Annotated in this window: 18 protein-coding genes; 12 read left to right on the top strand and 6 right to left on the bottom strand. The window is 65.6% G+C overall.

The window, feature by feature from the left end; all coding sequences use genetic code 11:
• The first annotated feature begins 72 nt into the window (after positions 1–72).
• Complete coding sequence (locus MUN81_RS21645; RefSeq protein ID WP_245114212.1) at positions 73–1,347, top strand: cation:proton antiporter; 1,275 nt, start codon at positions 73–75, stop codon at positions 1,345–1,347.
• A 161-nt stretch (positions 1,348–1,508) separates the two neighbouring features.
• Here MUN81_RS21645 and MUN81_RS21640 read toward each other — a convergent pair whose 3' ends face one another.
• Positions 1,509–3,569, bottom strand: coding sequence for an ExeM/NucH family extracellular endonuclease (locus tag MUN81_RS21640; protein ID WP_245114211.1), 2,061 nt, complete (start codon positions 3,567–3,569; stop codon positions 1,509–1,511).
• A gap of 107 nt (positions 3,570–3,676) precedes the next feature.
• On the opposite strand from MUN81_RS21640, the gene MUN81_RS21635 reads away from it, so the two are divergent.
• Complete coding sequence (locus MUN81_RS21635; RefSeq protein ID WP_245114209.1) at positions 3,677–4,681, top strand: DUF5694 domain-containing protein; 1,005 nt, start codon at positions 3,677–3,679, stop codon at positions 4,679–4,681.
• On the opposite strand, the gene MUN81_RS21630 is transcribed toward MUN81_RS21635, so the two are convergent.
• The 4 genes from MUN81_RS21630 to MUN81_RS21615 form a co-directional block, all read right to left on the bottom strand.
• Complete coding sequence (locus MUN81_RS21630; protein WP_245114207.1) at positions 4,678–5,655, bottom strand: hypothetical protein; 978 nt, start codon at positions 5,653–5,655, stop codon at positions 4,678–4,680. The two genes, MUN81_RS21635 and MUN81_RS21630, sit on opposite strands and share 4 nt — an antisense overlap.
• A gap of 139 nt (positions 5,656–5,794) precedes the next feature.
• Complete coding sequence (locus MUN81_RS21625) at positions 5,795–6,454, bottom strand: helix-turn-helix domain-containing protein (RefSeq protein WP_245114204.1); 660 nt, start codon at positions 6,452–6,454, stop codon at positions 5,795–5,797.
• A 77-nt stretch (positions 6,455–6,531) separates the two neighbouring features.
• The gene (locus MUN81_RS21620) at positions 6,532–6,951 is read right to left on the bottom strand and encodes a hypothetical protein (RefSeq protein WP_245114202.1); all 420 of its coding nucleotides are present in this window, start codon (positions 6,949–6,951) and stop codon (positions 6,532–6,534) included.
• A 42-nt stretch (positions 6,952–6,993) separates the two neighbouring features.
• Entirely contained in the window at positions 6,994–7,422 is a 429-nt protein-coding gene (locus MUN81_RS21615; protein ID WP_245114200.1) for a hypothetical protein, read from the bottom strand.
• Between the two features lie 122 nt (positions 7,423–7,544).
• Between MUN81_RS21615 and MUN81_RS21610 the strand changes: the two genes are divergently transcribed.
• The 10 genes from MUN81_RS21610 to MUN81_RS21565 all read left to right on the top strand — a co-directional run bounded on the left by MUN81_RS21610 (position 7,545) and on the right by MUN81_RS21565 (position 15,404).
• Entirely contained in the window at positions 7,545–8,120 is a 576-nt protein-coding gene (locus MUN81_RS21610; protein WP_245114198.1) for a GNAT family N-acetyltransferase, read from the top strand.
• A 52-nt stretch (positions 8,121–8,172) separates the two neighbouring features.
• Positions 8,173–8,802: a YhcH/YjgK/YiaL family protein gene (locus MUN81_RS21605; RefSeq protein ID WP_245114197.1), complete on the top strand. Its 630-nt coding sequence runs from the start codon at positions 8,173–8,175 to the stop codon at positions 8,800–8,802.
• 107 nt (positions 8,803–8,909) lie between these two features.
• Positions 8,910–10,172: a TPM domain-containing protein gene (locus MUN81_RS21600; RefSeq protein ID WP_348533178.1), complete on the top strand. Its 1,263-nt coding sequence runs from the start codon at positions 8,910–8,912 to the stop codon at positions 10,170–10,172.
• A 167-nt stretch (positions 10,173–10,339) separates the two neighbouring features.
• Positions 10,340–10,702, top strand: coding sequence for a VOC family protein (locus tag MUN81_RS21595; RefSeq protein ID WP_245114191.1), 363 nt, complete (start codon positions 10,340–10,342; stop codon positions 10,700–10,702).
• 44 nt (positions 10,703–10,746) lie between these two features.
• A complete protein-coding gene (locus tag MUN81_RS21590; RefSeq protein ID WP_245114189.1) occupies positions 10,747–11,298 on the top strand; it encodes a GNAT family N-acetyltransferase in 552 nt (183 codons plus the stop codon).
• 223 nt (positions 11,299–11,521) lie between these two features.
• Positions 11,522–12,784, top strand: a complete 1,263-nt coding sequence (locus MUN81_RS21585; protein ID WP_245114186.1) for a M48 family metallopeptidase — start codon at positions 11,522–11,524, stop codon at positions 12,782–12,784.
• 72 nt (positions 12,785–12,856) lie between these two features.
• A complete protein-coding gene (locus MUN81_RS21580; RefSeq protein WP_245114185.1) occupies positions 12,857–13,624 on the top strand; it encodes a creatininase family protein in 768 nt (255 codons plus the stop codon).
• Between the two features lie 238 nt (positions 13,625–13,862).
• Positions 13,863–14,498, top strand: coding sequence for an HAD family hydrolase (locus MUN81_RS21575; RefSeq protein WP_245114183.1), 636 nt, complete (start codon positions 13,863–13,865; stop codon positions 14,496–14,498).
• A 37-nt stretch (positions 14,499–14,535) separates the two neighbouring features.
• A complete protein-coding gene (locus tag MUN81_RS22845) occupies positions 14,536–14,910 on the top strand; it encodes a DUF433 domain-containing protein (RefSeq protein ID WP_348533150.1) in 375 nt (124 codons plus the stop codon).
• 68 nt (positions 14,911–14,978) lie between these two features.
• Complete coding sequence (locus MUN81_RS21565) at positions 14,979–15,404, top strand: hypothetical protein (RefSeq protein WP_245114181.1); 426 nt, start codon at positions 14,979–14,981, stop codon at positions 15,402–15,404.
• 17 nt (positions 15,405–15,421) lie between these two features.
• On the opposite strand, the gene MUN81_RS21560 is transcribed toward MUN81_RS21565, so the two are convergent.
• A complete protein-coding gene (locus tag MUN81_RS21560; protein ID WP_245114180.1) occupies positions 15,422–17,074 on the bottom strand; it encodes an MFS transporter in 1,653 nt (550 codons plus the stop codon).
• Positions 17,075–17,225 lie beyond the last annotated feature (151 nt).

Raw genomic sequence — 17,225 nt, 5'->3', positions numbered from 1 at the left:
TGACGGAGGCACCATCCTTGCCGGTTGGCGTCGGCCTGCGTCCTTGCAGAGGCTGGCGGCCGGTTTTCGCTCATGCCCTACTACACCATTGCGCTGCTGCTGCTCGGAGTTGCCATTTTGGGCGTGGCCTGGCTGCCGTCGCTGCTGGAGAAATACCCGCTGTCGTACCCCATCCTCTACATTCTATTGGGGCTGGGCGTGTGCAGCCTGCCCCTGCACTTGCCCCCGGCCGACCCGGACCAGCACAAAGCACTGGTGACGCACCTGTCGGAGCTGTGCGTGATTGTGGCCCTCACGGGCACGGGGCTGAAGATTGACCGGCCGTTTTCCTTTCGGGCCTGGCGCTCGCCGCTGCTGCTGGTGCTCGTGCTCATGGTGCTCACCATTGCCGGGCTGGCGGCGGCGGGGCACTGGCTGGTGGGGCTGGCGCCGGCCTCGGCGGTGCTGCTGGCCGCCGCGCTGGCCCCCACCGACCCCGTGCTGGCCGGCGACGTGCAGGTGGGCGACCCCGGCGAAGGCCGCGAAGACAACGTGCGCTTTGCCCTCACCGGCGAGGCCGGGCTGAACGACGGCCTGGCGTTTCCCTTCGTGTACCTGGCGCTGGCGCTGCTGCCCGCGGCCGCGCCGCTGGGCGAGCGGCTGCTACACTGGCTGTGGATGGACGTGGGCTACCGCATCGGGGCGGGCGTACTCATGGGCTGGCTCTCGGGCCGGGTGCTGGCTTATTTGATTTTCAACCTGCCCAAGCGCGTCAGCATCAAGACGGAGGGCTACGGCTTCGTGGCGCTGGCCGTCACGCTCACGTCCTACGCCGTCACGGAACTGCTGCACGGCTACGGCTTTCTGGCCGTGTTCATTGCCGCCATCACGCTGCGCAGCCGCGAGCGCAAGCACGAATACCACCGCCAGATGCACGCTTTCACCGACCAGATGGAGCGGCTGTTTATCGTGGCGATTCTATTGCTGCTGGGCGCGGCCATTGCCGGCGGCCTGCTGCGCGCTCTCACCTGGCAGGGGGCGGCGCTGGGCGTGCTGCTGGTGCTGGTGCTGCGCCCGCTGGGCGGCATGCTCACGCTCATTCGCTCCAAGCGCATCAACCTGGCCGAGCGGGCCGTGATTTCCTTTTTTGGCATTCGCGGCATCGGCTCGGTGTTTTACGTGGCCTATGCCCTGGGCGAGGCCGACTTTCCGCAGGCCCGCCAAATCTGGGCGGTGCTGGCCTTCACCATGCTGCTGTCCATCACGCTGCACGGCATCTTGGCTACGCCCGTGATGAACTGGCTGGACCGCCGCCACGGCCGCAAAACCCAAACCGAGATTACCGAAGCCACCGCCGACGAACCGTAAGAATAAGCCCGCCATTAGCCCGTCATGCTGAGCGCAGTCGAAGCATCTCTCCCGCAATAGTAACTGATTGCGTTGCGCGGTAGAGATGCTTCGACTGCGCTCAGCATGACGTTCTTTCTTCGTGCGGGCGTTCGTGCCCTGCTACGCTACCTATAACGCGCCTATTCCTTCATCACCCGGCGGGTCTGCTGGAAATTGGTGCCGCGCAGCTTCAGCACGTAGATGCCGGGCGCCAGGTGGGCCGTGTACTCGCGCAATTGGCTTTGCAGGGCCTCGGGCGTGCCGGCCAGCGAGAGCAGGCGTGGGCCGTTGGGCAGCGAGAAGTCGAGGGTGAGGCGGCCGGCACGGGCGGGCACGTCGGCCAGGGTGAAAGGCACTTCGCCCGCGGGCGGGTTGGGGTACACAAACAGGCGCGAGGTGGGCCGCGAGGTGGCCGCGTTGCCGATGCCCGCGAAGTTGACGCCGATGAGCACCGGGTCGTGGTCCGACGACCGGAAGGGCGTGGTGATGTCGGTGGCCGCGCCGGCGTTGGCGTACTCCAGCACGCTGGGCTCGGCCGAGTTGATGTGCCACTTCTGCACGTCGATGAAGCCCACTAGATTATTGGTAATCACGGCGTGGTCGAGCGAGCCCGTGAGGCCCTTGAACACGTAGGACGCGCTGGTGGGCGGCGTGGCCGGCACCAGCCCGGCCGCGCGCATGATGTCGATGGGGTCTTCCTCGTAGTTGGCGTTGTAGTCGCCGGCGCTCACCACGCGGGCCGCTCCGGCCGGAATCATTTTCTGCTTGATAAACTGCACCAGCGCCGCGGCCTGGGCCTTGCGGCGGGCGTTGGAGCCGCCCTGGCCGTCGTTCTGGTCGGCATCGGGGCCCTTGCCGCTGCCCTTGCTCTTGAAGTGGTTGATGACGAAGCCCAGCGTGTCGGGCCGCTCCTTGCGTTTGGTAATGAATATCTGGCCCAACGGCGGCCGCTCAAACACGCCCGGCGCCGTGAACAGCTGCGGCGGTCCCAGCGGCGCCAGCACCGCTGGCTTATACAGAATGGCGCAGTGGATGAGGTCGGTGTTGTTGGGCTGGTGGTTGGCGTCGCCGTCGTTCACGAAAATGTAAGTGTCCTTGCCCATCACCTCGTTCAGGCCGTTCACCAGGTCCTGAATGGCCGAAGTAGAGCCGTTGCCGTCGTTTTCAATCTCGGTGAGGCCCACCACGTCGGCGTTCATCTGGCTGAGAGCCAGAATGATTTTGGCGCGTTGCCGGGCAAAGTCCGCGGCCGTTTTGGCCCCGCGCGGCGTGGGAAAGCCGCCGCCCTCGCCGTCGCCGTTGAAGTAGTTGAGCACGTTGAAGCTGGCCAGCTTCAGGTCGAGCCGGCCGAACACGGGCGGGCCCTTGGGCCGCACGGTCCGCACCACCGGCGCCGCCTCGCCCGGCAGCGGTTGCACGCGCCACTTGCCAAAGCCGTAGCCCATGATGCCGCGCAGGCCCGTGAGGGTGCTGCCCACGCGCACGGTGCCGGTTTTGGGGTCGAGGTAGGGCGTGGGCGCGGGGTTGGAGGCCGCGCTGCCGTCGTCGAGCACCACGCACTTGTCCTCGTTGGCTTTCTGGTAGGCGTTCACGGCGGGCACGTTGCTGGTGCCGCTGCTGTGGGTGCCGGTGGCGGGGTCGTCGTTGGGGTCGATGAACTGGGTGGGCTGGTAGGCCAGGCCCTGGGCCGAGAGCGTGAGCTCGCCGCGCTGCTTGAGGCTGTAGTTGTCGACCACCGTCATGGCGTCCGAAAACTGCACCCGCATGCCCTCGTAGCGCTCCATGTCCGGGGCCGAAAAGTCGGGGTTGTTGATGGTGACGAAGGCCGGCAGGGCTTGGCCCGACGCCAGCACCGTGATGTTTGGCTCCATCAGCACGGCCTGGTTGAAGGAGGGCGCGCCGGCATCCTCGCGCACCGTGCCGCTGATGCGGACCCGGTCGCCAATGCGGACGGTGGGCGAGGGCATGGCCACAAACAAAGCATCTGAAGTGGCGGGGTTGCCGTCGGCCGTGGCTTTGTCGTCCTGCACGTAGAAGCCGGCCGGGTTCAGGCCTGCGTACACGCCCGTCACCACGGCCTCGATGGTGTAGGTGCCGGCCTTGGCGCTGGCGCCCGTGCCCTGAATGGCGCCAATTGGCGTGGCCCCGGCCGCGCTGGCACCCAACAAAAAGCCGGAAAGAAGGACGAGTTTACCGCGCATCGGACAAAAGAAAGAAAGAGTTGTAACGGGCGCTAAAGGTATTACCGCCGGCCAAACCCGGCCCCGGCCGGACGCTACCGCCACCGAAACGCATTGGCTAGGTCAGCGTGTACGAAGAACGAGGCCCTTCGGCGGTGGATGCAGCCATGGGCTGCCATCCGGCTACCTTTGGCCGCTTCTACCACCTTTTCCGCAACCCCCGCATGTCCTTCTTCGGCCGCTTCGACCGACTTCCTTTCGCCATTTTATCCGGGCTGCTGGCCCTGGCCGGCTGCACTGCTTCCAAAGCGCCATCGGCAACAGCGGCCGGCTCCCCGAACCCCACTTCCATTCTACTGTTGGGCTCCAACCACCTCACCCAGCTCTACAAGGCCAACAACCCCAACTCCGACGTGCTCACGCCCCGCCGCCAGGCCGAGCTTTCGGCCATGTGCGACCAGCTGCAGCGCTACCGGCCCGACGGCATTTTGGTGGAAGAAGTGCCCGAAAACCAGGGCCGCCTCGACAGCTTGTTCCGCCTCTACCGGCAAGACAAACTGGACCTGAACACCATGCCCGGCGGGCGCAACGAAATCTACCAGGTCGGCTTTGTGCTGGCCAAGCGCCTCGGCCTGCCCGGCGTGCACTGCGTGAACGCGCCCGGCGGCACGTCCCAGAGCATTCTGAGCGAAGGGCAAAACATCGGGCTCTACGAGCAGGCCACCACGGAATGGCGGGCCTTCGGCGCCCGCACCATCGACCAGCCGCTGCTGGCCGGCACCACCACCATGAGCCAGTACTACCGGGCCATGAACGAGCCGGCCACCGTGCAGCGCCTGCACACGCTGGTGTACCGCACGCCGGCCCGCGTCACCAACGGCACCCTCAAGCCCGACCCCATGGTCGACGCCGCGTTCATCAATCCCAAGTACGTAGGCGCGGAGTTCATCTCGGTGTTTTTCAACCGCGACCTGAAGGTGTATTCCAACGTCGTGGCCACCCAACTGGCCACCCGCCAGCGCCGCCAACTGCTCATCATGGGCCTGCGGCACGTGGGCTCGCTGCACGGCATTTTCAGCACCGACCCCGCCTACCAGGTTGTGGCCGCCAACAACTACCTGGGCCGCCGCTAGGGCCGCACCAGCCCGAAACGGCCGCCCGCCACATCGAGCACCACGGCGCGCTGGCTGAAGGGCTCGTTGCCCAGCATGCCGCCCATGCCCGAGAAGCGCATCAGCAGGTTTTGGGTGAAGCTGGTGCCCGTCATGTGGCTCACGGTGCCCAGCGGCACGGTGGCGGTACCCAGCCGCATGGCCGCGGCCGTGGGCGCCGTGTACGACGTGAGCGGCCGGCCCCAGGAGCTGGTCACGCTGGTGCGCACGGGCGCGCCGGGCCGGGCCAGTTTCTGCCATTCGCCCTCGCTCGTGAGCAGGGCAAAAGCGCTGGTACCGGTGTCGAAAAACAGCTTGCGCGGCTCGCCTTGCAGCCCGGCCGTGAACACCGGCCGGCGGCTGTCGAAGGCCAGCGGCACGAAGTCGGTACGCCGGACCAGGCTGTCGGGCACGGCGAGCAGCAGACTGAACCGCTGGCGGGCGTAGTCGAGCACCAGGGCGCGGCCGTCCACTACGTCGCCGCCCAGTGTGCCGATGATGAAGGGCGCGAGGCTGTCGGCGGGCAGCGCGGCGGCACCCAGGTCGCGCGTCTTCACCCAACGGGCCTGCACCTGCCCGCGGCCGAGCGCGAAGCGGAAGTCGCGCAGGGTGTCGCCGTACAGCGTCAGAGCCGGGCGCAGGGCGGGGTAACGGGCCTGCAGCGCCGCCAGCGGCCGGGCGTAGAGCACCGAGTAGGGCGCACCGGTGTCGAACTGCAGGTAGCAGGTGCGCGGGCAGTTGGGCAGCTGCACGGGCACCAGCACGGCGGCGTGCGGCACGGCCCGGCCGGCGGCGGTATCGGCCAGCCAGGCGAAGGGCGTGGTGGCCGGCAGCCCCGACACCACCAGCTGATTGGCCGGCGGCAGGAACTGCTGGCGAAAGTAGAAATAGCCGCCAATGCTGCTCAGCACGAACAGCGCCAGCACGGCCAGCAGGATTTTGGGAAGGGTTTTCATGACGCAGAAAAAAGGAGGGGTTTACTGCGTCAAAAGTATCCGGAGCTACTGCCGAAGTCGGGCGTCATTACCCCGTCATTTTGCCGCCACTTCAGGCAAGATGTTGGTAATGAATACGAATGATTTGAGTTCTGACGCCCTACAGCCGGTAGCGATACACGTCGAAATTGCCCCGGCGCAGCTGCGCGCTGTAGTAGAGCACGGTAGCCACGTTGGCCGCGTAGGTGCCAATCAGGGCCGTGAGCCAGAGCTCGGGCAGGGCCACGTGGTAGTGCCGGTACACCACCAGCTGCGCGGCCAGCGCCAGCAGCATCAGGAAGAAAGTGCCCACCTGCCACAGCGCCTGAAAGCCCAGCACCCGGCGGCCCAGCTCGGCCACGTGGGCGGTGCGGTGGCGGCGGCTGCGCCACAGCAGCCACGGCACCACCAGGTTCAGCAGGGGCAGCACCAGAAAGCTCAGTGCGCTTAAGTTGAGGAGCTGCAGAAATTCGGGGTCGGAGTGAAGGGTTGGTATGGTGGCTGATGGCTCGATTGGGGCCGGGCCCGGAGCAAGCGGGGCGTGCTCGTGCACGGGAGCTGGGGCAGGCGCGGGTAACTCGGTCGGGGCGTGCAGGGCTTCCAGCGGTACGCTCAGGGCGGCGGCCAGCGCCAGCACGGTGTGGCCGCGCGGTACGGTTGCGCCCTGCTCCACCCGCTGAATGGTGCGCAGGCTCACGCCCGACTGCTCGGCCAAAACTTCTTGCGACAAGCCTTTGCTTTTGCGAAGGGCCAGAATGCGGGTGCCGGAAAACTCGGACATGCGGGAAACAACGGGTAGAACAGCGGCGAACCATGCGCCCCGCCCGGCGCACTCGGGCTTAAAGGTAAAAGGCCCGGCTAGCCCGGCTGCTGCGAGAGCCAGGCGGTGGCCGCCGCGTCGGTGCCGAAGGAGCGGTAGGTGAGGGGCAGGCCCTGCACACTGGTCGTGACGAAGGCCGTGGCGAGGCGCACCAGCACGTCCGGCGACACCACCACGGCCCCGTGGCGGTAGCCGCCCTCCGTCACGGCCCGGGGCAGCCAGCTCTGGGCTATCCATTGCTGCTCGGTGGGCGAGAAGGGGGGCATGCGGAGCTGGTTTATCAGGATGCGGCTCCAGCGCTGCTGCTGCAGGCACCGCAGCATCTGGTTAAACAGGGCCTGGGTCTCGGCCAGGGTGCGGGGGCGGGGACCCCAGGTAGCACGCAGAAAGCCAGCCGGGTCGGCCAGCAGCTGGCCGGCGGTATTTTCAAAAAGCAGGGGCAGGGCCGCTTGGTTCATCGGCGCAAAGGTACCGCCCGCCGCGCCGGAAAGCCACGGGCCTTACCGCCTCGCCGGCGCGGCGGGCAGGCGCACGCTCCGCAGCCAGGCGTAGGCGGCGGCCACGTCGTCGAACATGCTCAGCAGCGGGGGGCGGCTGTCGGCCACGGGCAGCAGCAGTTCCACGTCGCTGCGGCACTCCAGGGCCTGGCTGTGCACCCAGGCCACGCAGGCCATGCCCGCCCGGGCCGTGGCGGGCAGGTACACATCGGCTACCCACTTCACCAGCTCCCAGCTGATTTTGGTGATGTGGGAGTTGTCGTTGAGGGCTTTTTTCGTGCCCAGCCGGCCAATGTAGGTCAAAATGTGCTGGCAGTCTTCCTGCACGTTGGCCAGCTCAAGAGCGCCTTTCCAGTCCAGGTACAACCAGTCGTTTTCTTCATCGTGATAAAGGTCAAGTACTTCAGAGGTAGAAAGAAGAGCTATTGGCATCAGTACACACCCACGGGTTGAACGGTCTTGGCAAATATACCTTCGGGCACCTGCCGGTCCCGCCCGTTTGGCCTGGCGCGATGGGCTGGCCGCGCCAGTGCCGCGGGCCGTATACTCGGGCTATGATTCCGCTTATCACCCATACCCCGCGCCTGCTCATCTTGGCCGCCAGCCGCGCCCTGCTCACGGCCGAGCTGCACAAGCCCCACTACTTTCCCGTGTTGCTGGGCGCTGCCCTGCCCGAAGACTGGCCGCCCGGCCAGTACGACCGCCCGGCCATGGAGTACTTCCTGGAGCAGCTCACGGCTGGTGGGCGCGACGCCGCCGGCTGGTACGGCTGGTATGCCCTGCGCAAGGCCGAGGGCGACACGCCCCGCACCCTCATCGGCAGCGGCGGCTTCATGGGGCGGCCCGATGCCGAGGGCACGGCCGAAATCGGCTATTCCATTGCCAGCGACTGGCGCCGGCAGGGCCTGGCCACCGAGCTGGTGGGCGGCCTGGTGGCCCAGGCGGCCGCTACGGGCATGGTGCGCCGCCTGGTGGCCCACACCGATGCCGACAACGCGGGCTCGCAGGAGGTGCTGCTGCGCAACGGCTTCGAGGCCGCCGGCCCGACCCCCGATGGCCGCCTGCGCTTCGAGCGCGCCGTGGAGCCGCTGCCGCCCGAAAATGTGCCCCAGCCGCCGCTGCAACCGTAGCCGCCTTGGCTACATTTGCCTCATCCCTCGTTCCTGACTGCCCCGCGCTTCCATGAAAAATGCCCTGCTGAAATTCGGTTTCCTCACGTTGGCGCTGGCTCCGCTGGGCTGCAAAACCAGCGGCCCGGCCGCCACCCAGGCCACCGCCGAAACCTGGACGCCTCAGAAAGCTGAGAAGTGGTACCGCAGCCGCGAATGGGCCAACGGCCTGAAGCTGAACCTGCAGGAGTCGGTGAACAAGGTAGAGTTTGCGAAGCAGTACCACGCCAACAAGGCGGCCTGGGACAAGGCCTTTGCGTACTTCCGCGACACCAACCTGGAAGAGCTGCCGGTGGGCAAGTACCCCATCGATGCCGAGAACGTGTTTGCGGCTGTGACCGACAACCCCACCAAGGAGTACGCCGACACCAAATGGGAGTCGCACCGCAAGTACATCGACATGCAGTACGTGGTGCGCGGCGCCGAGAAAATGGGCCAGGTGCCCATGGACAAGGCCACCGTGACCAAGCCGTATGACGAAGCCCGCGACGTGGCCAACTACTCGGCCGAGGGCCCGCAGTACGAGGCCCGGCCCGGTACCATCTACGTCTTCTTCCCGCAGGACGTGCACCGGCCCAACATTAAGGTCGAGGGCATTGATAAAGACAAGAAGGTGGTGGTGAAGGTGCACGTGGCCCAGTAGGGCCGGCCCACCGCAACAGCCAAACTCGCATCGGGGCCGTAGAAGGCGGAAGATACCCTTCTTCCACTCTTCTCCTTCAGTGCTATGGCTAAACTCCTGTTTCTCGTATTCCTGTTTGTGTCGGCCGGTTTGGGCTTGCCCGCGGCCGCCCAAACCGGCACCGCCGACGTGCCCCACGGCCCAAGCCCTTTCACTTCATCAATGACGAGGCCAGCCTCATGGCCCCGGCCGACGCCAAAAAGCTGGAAAGCGGCCTGCGCCGCTACGCCGACACCAACGGCACCCAGATTGTGGTGGTGACGGTGCCCGCGTTGGGCGGCCGCGACGTGGCCGACTACGCCCGGGCCATTGGCACGGCCTGGGGCGTGGGCCAGCAAGGCAAGAACAACGGCGTGGTGGTGCTGGTGAGCGCCAAAGACCGGAAAATCAGCATCCAGCCCGGCAGCGGCCTGCAAAGCAGCATCACCCCGGCCGTGACGCAGCAGGCCATCGGCCAAATGGGCCCCGGCTTTAAGCAGGGCAACTACTTCGCCGGCCTCCGCAGCGGCCTGAACACGCTGATGGCCGCCGCCGACCCCAACGCCACCACGCGCAGCCAAGCCGGCAGCCCGGCCACCGGCAACGCGGGCCCCAGCACCGACCTCAACACGCCGAGCAACCTCTCGCAGGACCCCGCCGCCGTGCCACCCACCGACCCGGTGCTGGCCGCGCCACCCGCTGAGCCCACGCCGTCAGGCCCTGGCATGGGCACGCTGCTGATTGGCACGCTGGTCATCGGCGGCATCCTGTGGTTTGTGGTGCGCATGTTCCGCAACCGCAGCGCTGCCACCGCGGGCAACAATCCCAACATGGGTCCCTCGGGCCCCACGCCCGACTTTCTACCCAACCGGGGCGGCTCTAACCGCGGCCCGGTGGGCGGCAATTACAACCAGGGAAGCCCCGGCTACGGCAACGTGCCCAACCAGGGCGGAAGCGGCATGATGGGTGGCATGGGTGGCGTGCTGGCCACTGGCGCCGCCGCGGCTGCCGGCGCCTACCTCGGCAACCGCATGGCCTCGGGCCACGACACCTCTGGCCATAACTACACCAACGATAACGACACCAGCAATTTCAACACCGGCGCGGCCGGTGCCGCAGGGGCAGGCCTCGGGGCCGCGGGCACCGGCGCCGCCAGCGACTATTTCTCGGGCCGCGACGGCGGCGGGGCCGACAACACGGCTCCCGATTACTTTTCCGACGACAACACGGCGGCCGACAACTCATCGGACTATTTCTCGTCCGATGACAATTCTTCCTACGACGACAGCTCTTCCGGCGACATGGGCGGCGGTGGCTTCGACAGCGGCGACGACAACAGCGGCTCCTGGTAGCGCTGCCGAACTCACTAGCAAGTAGGCCACTTAAAAGCCCCGATGCATTGCGCATCGGGGCTTTTTTGTAGGCGCAAGCAGTGTGCTCCAGTCAGAAGTGAAGCCGCCGGGTAAATCGGTAAAGCGCTATACCTTTCGGCAATTATTCACGCTTTACTTTTTCTGCGATGTTTCAGGGGTTGCGCACGGTGGTGTATCCGGTGGGAGATTTGGCTGAAGCCACGGCTTGGTATAGCCGGGCGCTGGAGCAGGAGCCCTATTTCAACGAGCCTTTTTATGTGGGCTTCAACGTGGGCGGCTACGAGTTGGGCTTTGTGCCGGACGGCAAGGCGGCTGGCCCGGCCGGCCCCACCGCCTATTGGGGCGTGCCCGATGCCGCGGCGGCCTACGAGCGCCTGCTGAGCCTGGGCGCGCAGCCCGGCGAGGCCGTGCAGGATGTGGGCGGCGGCGTTCTGCTCGGCTCTGTGCTCGACCCCTTTGGCAACCTATTGGGCGTCATTCAGAACCCGCATTTCGCGCTGCCGGCCTAAGCAGCCGGGTGCACCATTTTTTGGGCCAGTCAAGTCCTTCCCCCATGTCTGAAAATTCTGCTGCCTTCTCGGCCGTGCCGGTGCTCGAAACCAACCGCCTGCGCCTGCGCGGCTTCCGCGCCGACGACTTCGACGGCTGGTTTGCCATAAGCCGGCTGCCGGCCTACCACCGCTACTTCACGCCCGAGCCCATGCCCGCCGAGGAAGTGTGGAAGCTGCTGCTGCGCAGCGCCGGCCACTGGGCCATCATGGGCTATGGCTTCTGGGCGGTGGAGGAAAAGGCCAGCGGCCGCTTCGTGGGCGCCATTGGCTTCCTCAGCCTCAAGCGCGCCCTCGACCCACCCCTGGGCGAAGCCCCGGAAATCGGCTGGGTGCTCGACCCTGCCGTGCACGGCCTGGGCTACGCCACCGAGGGCGTGGAGGCGGCCCTGGCTTGGGGCCGGCAGCACTTCGGGCCGGTGCGCACCGTGTGCATCATTCACCCCGAAAACGAACCCTCGCTGCGCCTGGCGCATAAGTTTGGCTACCGCGAATACGCCCGCACTACCTACCACGAGCAGCCCATCGTGCTGCTGGAGCGGCCGGGGAGTTTGTAGGATTTGATTGGTGTAGAGACGCAATATCTTGCGTCTCGTCGTCCGCGCCGTTCGGGTGTCGTTGGCATCACGCCGTGCCATGCAAGACGTTCGACGCCGAGACGCAAAATATTGCGTCTCTACCCCGTTCGGTATTGTCTGTCATGGGTTGGCCCGCTGGGTGGAATAGAGTAGCTTGCGCGCCGCACCGCTGTGGTGCTCACCTCTTTCTGCTCAGTTCTGTATGTCAGCACTTCTAAAGTTTCTGTTGGTTTTCCTATTGCTGGCCACGGCCGGATTGGCGCAGGCCCAGGCGCCGGCCACCGCTCAGCCGGCCTTCAATGTGGAAGCCGCCACCCAAGCCTACCTCAACACCCTCACGCCGGCCCAGAAAGCTAGTTCCGATGCTTATTTCGAGGGCGGCTACTGGTTGCTGCTGATTAACATGCTGTATGCCGTGGGCATTGCGGCCGTGTTTCTGGGCCTGGGGCTATCGCGCCGCATCAAGGCCCTGACGGAGCGGCTGCCGCGGCGCTTCCTGCGCACGCTGGCCTACGCGGCGCTCTATCTGCTGCTGGCTTGGGTACTGAGCTTTCCCCTAACGGTATATGAAGGCTACTTCCGCGAACATCAGTACGGGCTTTCCAACCAAAGCTTTGGTGCGTGGCTAAGTGAAGACCTCACGGGCCTAGCCCTGAACGTGGTATTCGGCAGCCTGCTGATTCTGGCCTTGTACGCGGCCGTTCGGCGTGCGGGCAACCGCTGGTGGGTGTGGGGCACGGGCATTGTGGGCGTGTTTCTGGTGATTGGCATCTTCCTGGGCCCGGTCTTCATCAGCCCGCTGTTCAACAAATACACGCCGCTGCCCGCCAGCCCGGTGCGTGCGGCCATCCTGAGCATGGCCCGGGCCAACGGCGTTCCCGCCGACAACGTGTACCTCGTGGACGCTTCCCGGCAGAGCAAGCGCATCAGCGCCAACGTGAGCGGCATAGGGAGCACCATTCGGGTGTCGCTCAACGACAACCTGCTGCGCCGCAGCACGCCGCAGGAAGTACAGGCCGTGATGGGCCACGAGCTGGGCCACTACGTGCTGAACCACATTCAGAAAATGCTGGTGTTATTCATTGTGCTCATTGGGCTGGGGCTGTGGGCGCTCGACTGGGCGTTTGAGCGGCTGGTGGCGCGCTTCGGCGCGCGCTGGGGCGTGGCCGACCGCGCCGACGTGGGCGGCCTGCCGCTGGCGGTGACGCTGCTGGCCGTGCTCAGCTTCCTGGCCACGCCGGTGTTCAACACCATCATTCGCACGCAGGAACAGGAGGCCGACATGTTTGGCCTGAACGCCGCCCGCCAGCCCGACGGCTTTGCCACCATCGCCATGAAGCTTTCGGAATACCGCAAGATTAACCCCGGGCCGCTGGAAGAAGCGCTGTTTTTCGACCACCCCAGCGGCCACACCCGCGTGCACACCGCCATGCGCTGGAAGGCCGAGCACCTGGGCGAAAAGTAGAATTCGGGCGAACTTGCGGCGCCTTGCCGTCAGGTCGGGGCTGTGTACTGCTCACTACAAGCCTGCAAAACCATGTCAGCCCGTCCCTACATCCTCGCCGAAACCACCTGGAAAACCGTGCAGGAAAACGCCTACCAGGTAGTGGTGTTGCCCTGGGGCGCCACCGAGGCGCACAACTACCACCTGCCCTACGCCACCGACAATTACCAGTCTGACTACGTGGCGGCCGAGGCCGCGCGCAAAGCCTGGGAGCAGGGCGCCAAAGTAGTGGTGCTGCCCTGCGTGCCCTTTGGCGTCAACACCGGCCAACTCGACATTACCCTCGACATCAACATGAGCCCCAGCACCCAGCTGGCGCTGCTGCGCGACGTGGTGCAGGTGCTGGCCCGCCAGGGCATCCCCAAGCTGGTCATTCTGAACGGGCACGGCGGCAACGACTTCCGCCAAATCCTGCGCGAGTTGCAGGCCGAATTCCCGACGGTGTTCCTGAGCACGCTCAACTGGTTTAAAGCCGCCGACCGTAACCGGTACTTTTCGGCGCCCGGCGACCATGCCGACGAGCTGGAAACCAGCGTGATGCAGCACATCGCGCCCGAGCTGGTGCGCCCCTTGGCCGAAGCCGGCGATGGTGCTTCCAAGGAGTTCCGCGTTGCGGCCCTGCGCCAGGGTTGGGCCTGGGCCCAGCGCGAGTGGAGCAAGGTGAGCGCCGACACCGGCGTGGGCAACCCCGCCGCCGCCACCGCCGAAAAAGGCCAGGCTTTCCTCGAAGCCGTGACCACCAACATCGGCCAGTTCCTTGTAGAGCTGGCCGCCGCCGACCCGCAGGATTTGTATGAATAATTGCAGTTAACAGTTATCAGTGAGCAGTGAACAGCTTCGTTCAGCAAGCTTCTAATTGCCGACTGCTCACTGCTCACTGCTCACTGCTCACTGCTCACTGATAACTGCTCACTGATAACTGCTCACTGATAACTGCTCACTGCTCACTGCTCACTGATAACTGCTCACTGCTCACTGATAACTGCTCACTGATAACTGCTCACTGATAACTGCTCACTGATAACTGCTCACTGATTCTATGACCCGATTCGATAGCGTCATTTTCGACCTCGACGGCACCCTGTGGAACGCCTCCGAAGCCATTACGCGGGCTTTTCAAGCAGCCAGCAGCAGCGTCGACTACATCGAAAACGACGTGACGCTGGCCCAGGTGCAGGCCGTGACTGGTCAGCCCTACACCGTGGTGTACGAGCGGCTTTTTCCTAAACTGCCCGCCGACAAGCTCGACGAATACCGCGCCCTTTGCGCCCGCCACGAACTGGCTGCGGCCGTCGACCACGGCGGCGCGCCCTACCCCGGTCTGGCCGAAACCCTGCGCTACCTGCGCGGCCGGGGCTACCGGCTGTTCATCGTCAGCAACTGCCAACTGGGCTACGTGGAGGCGTTTTTCAAACACAGCGGGCTGGGCGAGTTCTTCGAGGGCCACCAGTGCTACGGCACCAAGCTGCTTTCCAAGGCCGAGAACATTCGGGAAGTGGTGGCCGACTACGGCCTGCAAGCGCCCGTGTACGTGGGCGACACCCCCGGCGACCTCGCCGCCAGCCAGGGCGCGGGCGTGCCGTTCATCTTTGCCACCTACGGCTTCGGGCAGCTTAGTGAGGCGGAGGCGCCCACGCGCATCCACCAGCTGGCCGACCTGCAGGAGCTGCTCTGATGGTGATAAAAAAAAGCCGGCTTCGTACATTGGAGGCATGAAATTCCCGGCTTTTCCACGCATCACCACGCATCCGTCCATTTGCAACGGGCAGCCCACCGTGCGCGGGCTGCGCTACCCCGTGTGGCAGGTGCTGGAGTGGCTGGCCAGCGGCGCTACCCAGGCCGAGCTACTGGCCGCGCACCCGGCGCTCGAAGCCGAAGACTTTCGCGCCTGCCTCACCTTCGCCGCCGAGCGCCTCAAGCCCCTCGACCGCACCCCGCTCACGGCCGAAGACCAGACGTCGGAAGAATGGCTGCTGAGCCGGCAGAGCCAGTGGCTGGCCGAGCAGGAGTTTCTGAAGCAGCTGTGGGAACGCAACCCCGGCCCGGGGGCTACCGATAATTTTGAGCGCGTGCACGCACCCAAATGACTGATTGCGAGCCGGAATAGATGCGTAGCTTTGAGCCCCTTGCCGCCGCCAACTGAGTCGCTTTTTTCATGTATCAGGACCTTGCCTCGACGGCTTTTCTGCACGTTGCCTACCGGCCCGATTCGTGCCTGCTGATTGGCCGCTGGCTGTGCTCCATTAATGACGAGCAGCTGCGCGAGGGCTACGAAACCATGCGCCGCGCCGCCGAGGAGCACCAGTGCCGCCACTGGCTGATGGACGCCCGCCGTCGCACCGACCGCCGCCTCAACGGCCCCGAATGGGTGGTGACCACCTTTCTGCCGCAGGTGCAGCGCGAAATGGGCGCCCCGCTCTACGTGGCCTTCCTGGTGCTGCCCAACCACCTGCGCGAAGTGGAAGCCGACCTCCACATGGCCGAAAAAGTGCCTTCGCCCAATGCCTCGTTCCAGTACGCCCGCTTCATCGACGAAGGTGCCGCCAACGCCTGGCTCGACCAGAAGCGCCGAGGGGAATAGTAGTAGCAGGCGGCTCCTTACCGCTGGCTTTCCAGCGTTTGCATGGGGGTGGCCATTTCCACGTTCGACGTGTTGGGAAAGGCCAGAAAGTGCGTCACGCGCGGCGCGGCAGGGCCGCTGTGAAACTGCAGCACCCGGGCTTCCACGGCCTGGTCTTCCTTGGTGAAGCGGTGGTGCTGGCGCTGGTGCTCGCCCCAGGTGGCCACGTAATAAAACTCGGTGAGGCGCGTGGGGTGGGCCACGTCGGCAAACACGCCGGCGCGCAGGGCCCCGTCGCGCAGGCGCAGGCGCGTCAGCTGCTCGGTGGCGGCGCGAAAGGCCGGCCAATCGGCGGGCTCCACATGGTATTCAATCATGATGACCACGGGGCCGTCATCGGGGTCGATATGGCCGTCGGTTTCGGGGTCGGGCCAGTGCTCGGCGGGGTCTAGGTTCAGGCCTTCGGCCGAGCGCATGGGGAAGGGAATGGCCAGCAGCGCGCTGGCCACCATCCAGCCGGCCGCGATGAGCAGCGAAGTTTGGAGCGTGAGGTGGTCGGCCAGTTCGCCCCACACCAGGCTGCCCAGCGACAAGCCGGCCTGAAACACCAGCATGTACACGCTGATGACGCGCGCCTGCACCCACTTGGGCACGTTCAGCTGCACGGTGGTGCTGAAGCTCGTCATCACCATCAGCCAGGCAATGCCGGACAGGAACATCACCGCATACAGCACATAAATCTGCTCCACAAGCGCCAGCGCCAGGTTGGTGACGCCGAACATGAGCACGCCCAGCAGCACCCGCTGGTTGAAATTGAGCCGCGAGCCGGCCCGGCCCATCAGAAAAGCCCCCGTGACGGCCCCCGCGCCCAGCCACGACAGCATCACGCCGTAGTGCCCCGAGCTCAGGTGCAGCTTGCGGGCAATGACCACCGATACCAGCGCCCACATGGCCGCCGCCCCAAACGAAAACGCAAACGTGCGCACCAGCACCCCATAAATGGCCGGCGAATACTGCACGTAGCGCAGCCCCGCCCGCAGCGCCCCCACAAAGTTTTCGGCCGGGCCGCTGGTCACGGTGGGCTCGCGCTTCCAGAAATACACCACCGCCCAGGTGCCCAGAAACGAGATGCCATTCAGCACAAACACCCAGCCCGCCGAGTAATACGCAATGATGACCCCGCCAATGGCCGGCCCGATGGCCCGCGCAATGTTGTTGCTCACGCCGTTGAGCGTGATGGCGAACGGCAGCACGGGCCGCGGCACCAGTTCCGTGGTCACGGCCTGCCAGATGGGCGAATTCAGGGCCGAGCCCATGCCCAGCAGGAACGTGAACCCCAGCACGCCGTAAGCCGAAATGCCACCCGTGAGCGTGAGTGCCCCCAGAATGGCGGCCACCACCGCCATGAATCCTTGCGTGAACAGCAGCAGCTTGCGGCGGTCCACCATGTCGGCCATGGCGCCGGCGGGCATGCTCAGCAGGAAGGCCGGCAGGCTGGTGGCGGCCTGCATCAGGGCCACCAGCAGGGCCGAGGTGGTGAGGGTGGTGACGAGCCACACGCCGGCCACGTTCTGCATCCAGGTGCCCACGTTCGACACCATGCCCGCAATCCAAACGGCCCGGAAAATGGCAATGGTGAAGGGCGTAAGCAGGGTGGCCTTGGGCGGGGCAGGGGCGGTGGTCGGCGTCATCGGAAGCAGCAAAAATTCTACCTCTTCAACAAGCGAAAGGGGCGAATGGCTTCCTACGGCTGAGAGCAGTAAAAGGCTCTGTCTGTCATCCTGAGCGCAGCGAAGGACCTTCTCAAGACAGAACCACTTGTTCAGGCGTGAGAAGGTCCTT

The sequence above is a fragment of the Hymenobacter sp. 5317J-9 genome (genome assembly GCF_022921075.1).
Classification (GTDB): Bacteria; Bacteroidota; Bacteroidia; order Cytophagales; family Hymenobacteraceae; genus Hymenobacter.
The sequence above is the reverse complement of the archived record's forward strand: the minus strand, read 5'-3'. Positions and strand labels throughout refer to the sequence as shown.